The following is a 12,138-nucleotide window of genomic DNA, read 5'->3' as shown; positions in this document are numbered from 1 at the left end:
AATTTAATAAGGGTTCGCACTACCTGATATTTTAGGACATTCTACAGGGATTTCACTAATTTTTTTTGCTTAACCTGCGTCACTCCGCGTGATACTCCCCAAACTCTGCGTTTCAACTCAAGACCAGAATCCTGACCAATATTGCCATAAAATGTAAAATCATTAACAAATAATGGTATTAATAGTATAATTTCGGGCCTTTGCTCTTATTGTGAAAATAGCGAATGATAGACAACGTGCAAAAGACAGGAAAATGGGAAAACGATCAGGTGCTATGGGCTTCGCTCAGGCAGAGCGATCAATATGCCTTTACCTCTATTTTTGAAAAATACCACGGAACGCTATACAACTACGGCTGCAAACTGACCAGGAACACATCCGTCGTCGAAGATGCTGTGCAAGAGGTCTTTATTGATATATGGCGTCTTCGAACCAATCTTTCCAGCGATATTACCTCAATTAAGTTCTATCTATATCGAGCGTTACGCCGCAGAATCCACACGGCTTTGAACCGTTATCCCGGATCCGATGAATTGTCAGAGGTTTCGGAAGATGATATATTTCAATTCTCCTTTGCTGATACAGAAACTACGCTGATTGAAAAAGAATCCCGGGAATCGCGGAGCATGAGGATCAAGCAGCTGCTTGATGAACTTCCCGAAAGGCAGGTGGAGGCGATCACGCTTCGATATTTTGATGAGTTCAGCTTTCCGGAAATCGCCCAGCTAATGGGTGTCAATGAGAAGTCGGTAAGAAACTTTATTTACAAAGCCCTTGTGTCCATGCGTGACTTCGGACATATGCTTTCCTCGTTCCTGCTGATTTTCACTACTTTATATTGACGTATAAATTTTCTTTAAAAAAATTTCATTTTAAAGAGGTCAAAAACATCTTTTGACACTCTTGGTATATGAAGGGCATTTATAACCACTAGCAATTCTCAATGAAATTCGACCCTTATTCGCTTACTGAACTGATTCGGAATGATGATTTTATAGACTGGGTGTTGCAACCCAATGAAGAGCGTGAAACCTTCTGGCGAGCGTTTCTGAAAGAACATCCCGAAAAAGCAGGAACTATGGAGTCGGCGAAAGAATATATCCTTTTGCTGGCAGAAGATACCGGAAAGAACATGCCGACCAGAGAACAAAGTGAAAGCATGTGGAAAGAGGTACAAAATAGAATTGAGGAGGAAGAGCCAAAGGAGGTGAGCAAAGGTCAAGAAGTTAGCCTCTGGAGTAAATTGCGGGTTGCGGCTTCGGTGACGATCATATTAGGGATCGGAAGTGTGGGTTACATAGTTTACCAGAACAAAAGTCTGACTCGTGCAGTCGCGTTGACCGAGCAGAAAGCGGAAACAGAAGGATACTGGGAAAAAGTTAACGATTTGGACAGGCCGGAAATGGTACTGTTGCCTGACGGGAGCTCGGTAGTATTGGAGCCGGGAGCCAGACTGGAGTGTTTGTTTAACAAGCAAAGTAAGAAAAGGGAGATCAGACTTTCCGGCCGGGCATTTTTTGAGATCGTTAAAGATCCGAAACACCCCTTCCTGGTTTATTCTTACGGAATTGCTGCCAAAGTGCTCGGGACCAGTTTTGTGGTTGACGGGAATGAGAATAGCAAGGACGTGAAGGTCGAAGTGAAGACAGGTAAAGTATCGGTGTTCCGGGTGACAGGCGACCTGAACAATGACAAGGAGTTGGAAAATGCGGAGAAAAAGGCGGTTATACTTTATCCTGATCAGCAGGTGACTGTTTCCCGTAAAACAGGAAAACCGATTCCACCGATTGAGAGAATAGAAAACAACTCGTTCGATATGGATATTTCCAGACAACTTTTTGTCTTCGATGAAACGGCTGTCCCGGAAGTTTTCAAATCACTGGAGGATTCATATAACGTGAAAATTCAATATGATGCCAAGCTGTTACAGAATTGTCCGCTGACAGCTACGCTGGTAGGGCAGTCTTTCAATCAAAAGCTTGCAGTAATATGCGCGGCCATTGATGCTGAGTATGAGATCAATGGAAATATTGTAACCATAACAAGTTCGGGCTGTCAGTAAACAACTTCTGCTTTCGGCAGTCGGCTTTCGATTTACATATAGATGACGACAACTGACTATTACTGACCATCAATGACAAACGAACATCAACAGCCTGTTTTACATTATACACCATTTAACAAAAAGACGACTTTGCCTATGAAATAGAAAAGCCTCTACACCTCAAAAAAAATCAGCCATGTTGCAGCATGACTGACCCTGGAATCCCCGAAAGTAAGTTCAGTTACCTCGCAATCACGGAATGTGATCGCACGGGAAAGTATTGTTGAGTAATCGCGTTAAACAACAAATCCATTCAAAAATATGAAAAAAGTTCGACGAAGAAATGATTTTCTCCTCACTGTTATGCGTATTTCAATAATCCAATGTTTTGTGATATGCTTTTTTGCCGGAGCAACCCTGGCCGTCGATGGACGAGCGCAGGCAGTTCTGCAGCAAAAGGTTTCGCTAGACGTTCAAAGCCAGAACGTTAAGAAAATTCTTCAGCTATTGGAGAAGCAAACTAATGTCAAATTTGTATTCAGCTCCCGTCTGATTCAATCGGAACGAAAAGCAACTGTAAAGGTTAATAATGCGCAATTGTCATCGGTACTGGATCAGTTGCTCCGGCCCTTGCAATTAGGCTATAAAGTGAATGACGATCTCATTATTATCACGCCCGATCAGACTCCGGTCAATGTATTGAATTCGCCGGAAGCTAAGCTGGAGTCGAATTCGTCTGCCGATCGGACACTGAAAGGAACCGTAAAGGATGAGGCAGGATTGCCGCTTCCAGGAGTGAGCGTTGTTCTTAAAGGAACGACGAAGGGCACTCAAACAGACGGTAGTGGTGTTTTCTCGCTCGAAGTTCCGGATGGCGAAACATTGCTCGTTTTTTCATTCGTGGGTTTTGTTAATCAGGAAGTTATATTACCCGAATCACGCTCAACACTGGACGTGATCTTGAAAGTAGATGATAAAGCGTTGGAGGAAGTAGTGGTTGTGGGCTATGGTACTCAAAAGAAAGAGTCACTCACTGGTGCCATCGCAACCGTAACGAGCAAAGATCTCGACCGTGTTCACGGCGGTTCAACCGTGAGTTCGGGTTTGGCAGGCAAGATCGCGGGAGTAACGTTCCGTATGCCGGACGGTCGTCCGGGTGCGAGTGCTAACATCCAGATCCGTAATATGGGAAATCCGCTATATGTTATTGACGGAATTCAACAGGATGCAGGCCAGTTTAACAACATTGCGCCAAACGATATCGAAAGTATTACCATCCTGAAAGATGCGTCCGCAGCCATATATGGTGTTCGTGCGGCAAACGGAGTTGTTGTTGTTACAACTAAAAGAGGTAAAAACGGCACCAAAAATACCATCAATCTGGACGCATATACCGGCTGGCAAAACTGGTCGAGATTCCCGAATGTTGTAAATGACTCTTACCAATGGATGCTCGGAAAAGCAGAAGCAGATATGAATCAATATGGTACAACGGCCATAACACCCGCGGAATTAGAGAAATATAAAGCTGGAACTGAGCCTGGTTATCAGACATTTAACTGGAAAGATTTTATCGTTAAGAAAAACTCGCCGCTCCATTCATTTAACCTGAATATGACGGGCGGGTCGGACAAGATCTCCTACTACATATCTGCAACTCACCTTTTCCAGAACTCTGTGCTGGGTCGTGAGTTTACGTTCAAAAGAACCAATATTCAAAGTAATGTTGATGCCCAAATTACTGATAATCTGAAAGTTGGTGTTCAGATCAACGGTCGTATCGAAACAAGAGACAATCCTGGTATTCCTGGTGGCGATGACTATTGGCTACCCCGGTTTGCAATTATGAGAAACCGTCCATTTGAGAGGCCATATGCAAACGACAATCCGGAGTACCTTAATGATATTAAACACAACGAAACCAACTGGGCTTATAATAACAAAAAGCTGGGAGGATATGCCACCGAAATCTGGAGAGTACTTCAGACTAATATGCAGGCAGAATATAAAATTCCGGGTGTTAAAGGTTTGATGGTCAAGGGTATGTATTCTTACTATATAGCCGATAGGGTACTGAACGGCCACGAGTATACCTATAAAGCATATACTTATAACGCTACGGACGATACATATACGGTAACTGGCGGAAGTACCAACCCTTGGCGGGAGCGCGGAACTCGTAAAATCATGCGCAATATCTACCAGGCTCAGGCGAGCTACAATAATACTTTTGGCAAGCACAACGTCGGAGCAACCTTTGTGGCAGAGCGTCAGGAACAGCGCGATCAGGAGCAATGGATTCACTCCGTTCCTTCCACGAACGTGTTACCGCTTATATACTTTGCAACGGCTGACGCCTATAATGACCGCGACGATCAGGAGGCACGTATAGGGTATATCGGTCGCTTTACTTATGACTACGCAGGCAAATATTACTTCGAAATGTCGGGACGTCGGGATGCATCCTGGAAATTTGCGCCAGATCGCCGCGTTGGCTTCTTCCCGTCTGCTTCCGCCGGATGGAGAATAACGGAAGAACAGTTTTTGAAGAACTGGATTGGAGAGCGCAGCGGACTGGATGATCTTAAATTCAGGGCATCTTACGGGGTTTTGGGAGATGATAACATTAACAATCTAAGCCCATATGCATACTTGCCTGGGTATAACTACAATCAGGGAAATGCGATTCTGAGTGGAACTGCCATTGTAACATCCAGAGATAAGGGGCAGATTGTAAACAATATATCCTGGTTCAAAAGTAAGATTCTGGATATCGGGGCTGACTTTTCACTGTTTGGAACAAAAGTTTCAGGTACTTTCGACTACTTCAAACGTGTTAGGACGGGATTGTTGGGTCGTAAATATGACATCCTTATTCCAAGTGAAGTTGGATATAGCCTGCCAGACGAAAACGTAAACAGCGACCAGCAGCAAGGTTGGGAGGGCTCGCTTGCATATAATGGCAAGGCTGCATCGGGTGAAATCAGCTACTCTATTGGTGGAAATTTTTCATTCTCGCGCAGTAAATTCTTATCGTCTTATAAGCCGATATTCAACAATTCCCTTGACCGTTACCGGAACTCTGGTGAGCAGCGATACAACAACATTTTCTGGGGATATGAGACAATCGGACAATTCCAGTCGCAGGAACAAATTGCGGAATACCCGGTTAATATAGATGGACAAGGCAACCGCACATTGCTACCGGGTGACCTGATTTACAAGGATATCAATGGCGATAATGTGATCGATGGCGCAGATGAAAGACCGATCGGATATACGGAATCAGGACAACCAAATATCAATTTTGGTCTCAATCTGGCTGTAAGCTGGAAAGGAATTTCTTTCAATGCCGATTTCTCGGGAGGTGGCATGTATTCATGGAATCAAAACTGGGAGCAGCGTTGGGCATATCAGAACGAAGGTGCCTTGAACAGCATTTTTCTTGACAGATGGCACCGCGCCGATCCGTTTGATTTGAATAGCGAGTGGATACCGGGCAAATATCCGGCATTGCGCTATAATGACGGTGGCCACAGCAACTATAACAAGAACTCTACTTTCTGGTTGCATAACGTGAAATACCTGAGAGCCAGAACTTTGGAAATAGGATATTCATTGCCGAAGAGCGTTTTGACGAAATTGAAAATGCAGCGTGCAAGATTTTATATCAACGCATACAACCTGTTCTCGATCGACAACCTGAAGGAGTTCGGCGTGGATCCCGAAATATCTGATGGAAATGGATTGCAATATCCTCAGAATAAGTTTGTTAACGTTGGTATTAGTTTGTCAATCTGAACCTGAAATTGTATTAAGATGAAAAAGATATTTTATATAGCGACCCTTGCAATACTTTCTTCAACCATGGGATGTAACGACGATTCTTTTCTGGATCGTCCACCAACCAGCATCCTGACCGAGGAGCAGGTCTGGACTGACGAAACTATGGTTTTATCTGTTTTGGGAAATCTTTATAACAGGTATTACGATATAGGCACCGTTAAAGATTGGGCTTCCCTTGCGGGGTATAACGAAGCATTCTGGTCAGAAGCGGGGAGATATCGTTATTTCCAGGATGGTGATCTGGATTACCGATTCTGGAAAGTGAATAACGCAGACAACGAAAACTGGGGGGTGTTATGGGACTTTACCTATATCCGTGAGCTGAACTTGTTCATTCAAAAATGCGAAGCCGCAACTATTTTAAAGGATGACGTTAAAGCTCGCTTTCTGGCAGAAGCAAGATTCCTACGTGCTTCCTATTACTTCGAACTGGTGAAAATCATGGGAGGCGTTCCTCTTATTCTGGAGCCATTAACCTATGATTTCAGCGGTGATCCGTCTTATTTGCGCCATCCTCGCGCAAAGGAATCGGAGGTATATGATTTTGTAATTAGTGAAGCTGAGGCGATTAAAGATTTTCTTCCTGTATCTGTATCAGAGAAATCGCGCGCTACAAAAGGAGCTGCTTTGGCAATGGAATCGCGGGCTGCTCTATATGCCGGATCAATCGCCAAACATGGTACAACAACTCCGCAGGTAGCTTTGGCTGGTGGTGAGGTTGGTATCCCTGCAAGCATGGCTGATGCCTACTATAATAAGTCTTTGACAGCAGCCAAAGAAATCATCAGTGGAAGTGCCGGGGGATATGCGTTGTACAACAAAAAGCCAGATTTGTCTGAAAACTTTTCGAGCATATTTTACGACAAAGCCAACAATTCTGAGGTGATTTTTGTCGACGATTTTAAGTTAAAGAGTGGTAAAGTTCATTATTTCACAGGTGCTAACCAACCGCGTTATGGCGCAGAGGAAGAAGAAGGTGGACGAATCAATCCGTCTTTGAATCTGGTCGAAGCATTTGAAAAACTGGACAATACTTTCGCTCCGATTCCAACTACCGACGCTGCGGGAAAACCGATATACTACACGCGGCAGGCAGACATTTTCGCAGGTCGTGATGCACGTCTTTCCGGAACGATATTGCTCCCCGGAACGGCATTCAAAGGAAGAACAGTGGATATTTGGGCAGGATATCAGCTGGCAGATGGAAGTATTATTTCCGGTTCAGACCGCGGAGCTCAGAAAGTGTTGCCGGGAAAAACAGTTCCAGAACAAGTAGTTGGTTTTGACGGTCCTATCGATGGCTTTGAGTTTACCGCTCAGACTGGTTTTTATGTCCGCAAATACCAGGATCCGGTTGTCGGCTCAGGCCAGCGCGGGGTGCAAAGTGAAGTTTGGAATGTTCGGTATCGTTATGCGGAAATTCTGCTGAATGCCGCTGAGGCTTCTTTTGAGCTAGGAAATCTTACCGATGCAGCGGGTTATATGAACGAAGTAAGGGCAAGAGCGGGTTTGGTAAAGCCATTGACTCCGGCAGAAATTACTTTCGACCGGGTTGTTCACGAGCGTCGTGTGGAATTTGCGTTTGAAGGTCATTATCTGGACGATATCAAAAGATGGCGGATCGCGCACCAAATTATGGATGGCAATGCAATTTCTGCCGGTGAGATTTCAAAGGATTTGGGCAAAGCAACCAAAAGAAGCACCCAACCCTGGGGCCTGTGGCCTTACAAAATCTATGAGCCGGGTTCTCCGAATGATGGAAAATGGATTTATAAGATTACGAAACTAAGTCGCGTAACCGGGTCAGATAATTTCCGTTTGGGAAATTACTATTCCTATATCCCGGACGATGTGATCAACAACAATCCGCTGATTAAAAGAAATCCTAATCAATAACAGACAGTTCAATCAAACGATACTATGAAATCAAGGTTTCAATTTTTAATAATGTTGGCATCGGTTGGGCTTTTATCGTCTTGCGAGAAGGACAACTATGCAGAGCCGAAGTCGGTCTTATCCGGTCGGGTAGTATATCAGGGTCAACCCATTGGAGTTGAATATAATCAGGTTCGGTTGCAGTTATGGCAACCTGGGTTTGGTAAACTGGCGGCCATTAACGCACCGATTGATCAGTCAGGAGCATATTCTTCCGTATTGTTCAATGGTGAATATAAAATGGTATTTCCTCAGGGAAGAGGGCCGTTCCAAACCATTCAGACCAGCGCCGCTCAAAAGGACACGATATATGTGAGTCTCGCAGGAAGCAAAACAGTTGATGTTGAGGTAATGCCGTATTATATTTTCCAATCGGCGACTTTTAGCGGTGGTGAAAGCAGAGTTTCAGTATCTGCCAAACTGGAGCAGATTCTGAAAGGGGTGGATGCCAGAGAGGTGGAAAGCGTTACGCTTTTTGTCAATAAAACCGGGTTCGTTTCCCGCGCTACCAACATCGCAACAGCTACTCAAAATGGTGATGAAATAAAGGATATTTCCAACATCACTTTAACCACAGATGTGGCTCCGTTGACCCCAACGCAGGATTACGTCTTTGCCAGAGTTGGAGTGAAAATCAAGGGAATAGAAGATATGCTATTCTCAACGGTAGAAAAAGTTAAACTCTAAGTTTAGTAAGGAAAGGCAGGGACACCGTCTCTGCCTTCATTATCGCTTTCCTTTCTGGTGATGTCAAAAATTACCAATCCTGACCCTTTTTGTCTAAATGAGAAAAATTCACTTATTAATTTTAGCAGCGTTATTTTTTGCTTCTTGTGCACGTGATAAGAAGTCTATTAACCAAAATGCAGTTAATTCTCCGACTGGGCCGAGAAGGGCGGAGGTCTTATTTTTAGGCCATAACAGCAAACACCACGACTCAGGCAAATATGCCCCGTGGCTGGCCATCAAGCTATTCGAAAGCGGTGTCAATATGACCTATACCGCCGATTTGAACGACATCAATACAGAAAATCTCAGCAAATTCGACGGGCTGATTATATATGCCAATCATGATTCGCTACCTCCCGCTCAGGAAAGTGCCATGCGCGCTTTTGTTGAAAGCGGAAAAGGTCTGATTCCTTTGCATTCGGCTTCTGGCTGTTTCCGCAATTCGGAGTGGTATATCAACACCATCGGCGGACAATTTGAATCTCACAAAACCGGAACTTTCAAGAATATCATCCTTAAACCGGATCATCCGGTGATGAAGGGTATACCGGAATTTGTAACATGGGATGAAACCTATGTACTTAAAAACCTGAATCCCGACAACCAGGTTTTGGGCGAGCGCATTGATGGTGAGGTTCATGAACCCTATACATGGGTTCGAAATGAAGGAAAAGGCCGGGTTTTTTACACTGCATATGGACATGAAGATAAAACCTGGACCAACATCGGTTTCCTGAATATGGTCCGAAATGGCGTATTATGGGCAATTGGCGATAAAGTAAATCAGCAAATCGCAGGCCTCAAATTACCGAAGGTTGATATTTACAATGCAGATACCATCGCCCGCTTCACTGCCCGTCATGTGGTTCCAAAAATACAGGAATCGCTATCTCCTTCGGAGTCCATGAAACTGACGCAGACGCCTCCCGGTTTTAAAGCAGAACTGTTTGCAGCTGAGCCGGATATCACCAATCCAATCGCCATGGCGTGGGATGAAAGAGGCCGTCTCTGGATCGTCGAATCAGTCGATTATCCGAATACCTTCAAAGAAACAGACGGTGCGGCCAACGATCGCATCAAGATTTGTGAAGATACCAATGGCGATGGAAAAGCGGATAAATTCACCGTTTTCGCCGACAAGCTGAATATCCCGACCAGTATGGTATTTAGCAACGACGGCGTTATCGTCTCCATGGCTCCTGACTTTCTGTTTTTGAAAGATACGAATGGAGATGATGTAGCGGATGTCCGTCAGGTAATTATGACCGGTTGGGGTAAAAACGATACCCACGCCGGCCCGTCTAACCTGCAATATGGTTTTGACAACAAGATATGGGGAGTAAACGGATATGCGGGTTTCAATGGAATGGTCAATGGCAAGTTCCTGACTTTCGGGCAAGGGGTATATCAATTTAATCCCGACGGTTCGGATTTTGAATATCTGGGTGCAAGCTCCAACAATACCTGGGGATTGGGCTTTACTGAAGATAACAACGTGTTCCTTTCCACGGCAAACAATACCCACAGCGCATTTTATTCAATTCCATCCCGTCATATGCTGCGTGCCTTAGACGGAGATAACTCGATTCAGTCTGTTCAAAAAATAGACGGTCACTATGACGCCCACTCGATGACACCGAATTTAAGACAGGTGGATGTTGTAGGGGGATTCACTTCAGCGGCAGGGCACCGTTTTTACACCGCCAGGAATTACCCGAAGAAATACTGGAATAGAATAGCGTTCGTAAGCGAGCCGACAATCAGACTGGTTCATGAAGCCATTCTTGAGCCTGATGGCGCTGGATTTAAGGAAAAAGATGGCTGGAATTTGATGGCAAGTTCTGATGAATGGTTTGGCCCGGTTCAGGCTGAAGTTGGTCCGGATGGCAATGTCTGGGTGGCAGATTGGAACAACTTCATCATTCAGCATAATGTATTCGTTCCTGCTCAATCACCTTCCGAATTTATCCTTCCATTTACAGAACAGCCCCATGGACAAGGAAATGCATTCCAAAGCTCATTTCGCGATATCAATCATGGCCGCATTTACCGCGTGGCATATGAAAAAGGAAAGAAATCGGAGTCATTCAAATTGTCGAAAAATGATATCCCCGGCCTTCTTCTGGCTTTGCAGAGCGACAATATGTTCTGGCGGATGACTGCACAACGACTTTTGGTTGAAGCTAAAAATACATCCGCATTGCCGGGTTTATATAAGATTATTGATAATAAGTCGGTTGACGAAATCGGCCTTGGCGGACCGGCGATTAATGCGCTATGGACTTTAAAAGGAATGGGAGTATTGGAGGGCAAAAATCCGGAAGCACTAAAAGTAGCAGAAAATGCACTTTCACATCCTGCGGCAGGAGTCCGCAAAGCTGCGGCCGGCGTGCTGCCAAAAACCGAAGCAAGCTTTCAATTGCTGAAAAGCCTCCTGAGCGATCCTAATCTCAATACTCGTTTGACAGTCATTCTGGCTTTGGCGGATTTCCCCAATTCTGACCTAATCGGAAAGGAAATATATACAGCTTCCGTGAAGGAAGAGAATATAAAAGATCAGTGGATATCTCGCGCGCTGATGGCGGCAGCGGTAAAGCACCAGCTAGGTTTTGAAGCTGCGGCTTCTACTGCTTCTTTGAAATCCAAATTAAGCGAAAGTATAATAACTTCTTTAAAATCAGAAGTATATCCACTTGGTCGGAGAATGGCGATGCAATTTTCGCCGGACGTTTCGAATAAGGAGATCATCATTCGTACAAGCGTGAGCAAACCAAAAGAACGAGCTGCGAAAGGGTTTATCGTCGGACAAGGCGGAGAAAAGGGAGGATATGGTCTTTATATTCAGGATGGAAAAGTTGTGATGGCCGTAAGACAGCATGGACAAACTTACCAAGCACAGACAACAGAAGCTCTGCCAGAGAAATTCGAACTGGAAGCTGGTCTGCAAAAAGACGGAAGAATATATATTTTGGTGGACGGAAAAGAAGCGGGAACAGGACAGGCGCATATGCTTTTTATGAATCCGCTGGACAATATTCTAAGAACTGGAGAAGATGTCGAGGGTTCAGACAAGATTGGGAACTATGACGGAAAGTTCGGTTTCGACGGAAATTTTCAAAAACTGACATTGGAACTGAAAGTACCATCGGCAAGCTCAAAAGTGCCGGAAGCTAAAACGGTCGTTCAAGCGGTTGAGGGCGCTAGAGCAATTGATCAGTCGGTGGTGTTGGATATGATGCAGTTTTCCAACAAACTGATTACAGCAAAAGCAGGTGAGAAAGTGGTCATCAATTTTGAAAATACGGATGGTATGCAACATAATATGCTCATTCTGAAACCAGGATCATTGCAAAGAGTAGGAAAAGCGGCCGACGCGATGTTGACAGACCCAAAAGCGGCCGAAAAATACTATGTGCCAAACCTGCCGGAAGTACTTTTCTCAACCAAACTCGTAAACTCAGGTGAAACAGTATCACTGGTTTTCACAGTTCCATCTACTCCCGGCGACTATCCCTTCGTGTGTACCTTCCCGGGACACTGGCGGGGGATGAATGGGATTTTAAGGGTGAAATAGGGGAGGGGAA

The 12,138-nt window shown here is 44.6% G+C and carries 6 protein-coding genes; all 6 read left to right on the top strand.

The window, feature by feature from the left end:
• The first annotated feature begins 224 nt into the window (after positions 1-224).
• A complete protein-coding gene (locus AC1XUD_RS12735) occupies positions 225-842 on the top strand; it encodes an RNA polymerase sigma factor (RefSeq protein ID WP_483361388.1) in 618 nt (205 codons plus the stop codon).
• Positions 843-943: 101 nt separating this feature from the next.
• Positions 944-2,062, top strand: a complete 1,119-nt coding sequence (locus AC1XUD_RS12730) for a FecR family protein (RefSeq protein WP_483361387.1) — start codon at positions 944-946, stop codon at positions 2,060-2,062.
• 303 nt (positions 2,063-2,365) lie between these two features.
• Complete coding sequence (locus AC1XUD_RS12725) at positions 2,366-5,845, top strand: TonB-dependent receptor (protein WP_483361386.1); 3,480 nt, start codon at positions 2,366-2,368, stop codon at positions 5,843-5,845.
• A gap of 18 nt (positions 5,846-5,863) precedes the next feature.
• Positions 5,864-7,786, top strand: coding sequence for a RagB/SusD family nutrient uptake outer membrane protein (locus tag AC1XUD_RS12720; RefSeq protein ID WP_483361385.1), 1,923 nt, complete (start codon positions 5,864-5,866; stop codon positions 7,784-7,786).
• Positions 7,787-7,810: 24 nt separating this feature from the next.
• Positions 7,811-8,512, top strand: coding sequence for a DUF3823 domain-containing protein (locus tag AC1XUD_RS12715; protein WP_483361384.1), 702 nt, complete (start codon positions 7,811-7,813; stop codon positions 8,510-8,512).
• A gap of 97 nt (positions 8,513-8,609) precedes the next feature.
• Entirely contained in the window at positions 8,610-12,128 is a 3,519-nt protein-coding gene (locus tag AC1XUD_RS12710; RefSeq protein ID WP_483361383.1) for a PVC-type heme-binding CxxCH protein, read from the top strand.
• The last annotated feature ends 10 nt before the right edge of the window (positions 12,129-12,138 follow it).

Source organism: Dyadobacter sp. HNCC25DJ184 (assembly GCF_056895215.1).
This window is presented reverse-complemented; position numbering and strand designations above follow the sequence as displayed.

Coding starts and splice junctions, on each gene's coding strand:
- AC1XUD_RS12735 (WP_483361388.1), top strand. CDS start 225: ATGATAGACAACGTGCAAAAGACAGGAAAATGGGAAAACGATCAGGTG.
- AC1XUD_RS12730 (WP_483361387.1), top strand. CDS start 944: ATGAAATTCGACCCTTATTCGCTTACTGAACTGATTCGGAATGATGAT.
- AC1XUD_RS12725 (WP_483361386.1), top strand. CDS start 2,366: ATGAAAAAAGTTCGACGAAGAAATGATTTTCTCCTCACTGTTATGCGT.
- AC1XUD_RS12720 (WP_483361385.1), top strand. CDS start 5,864: ATGAAAAAGATATTTTATATAGCGACCCTTGCAATACTTTCTTCAACC.
- AC1XUD_RS12715 (WP_483361384.1), top strand. CDS start 7,811: ATGAAATCAAGGTTTCAATTTTTAATAATGTTGGCATCGGTTGGGCTT.
- AC1XUD_RS12710 (WP_483361383.1), top strand. CDS start 8,610: ATGAGAAAAATTCACTTATTAATTTTAGCAGCGTTATTTTTTGCTTCT.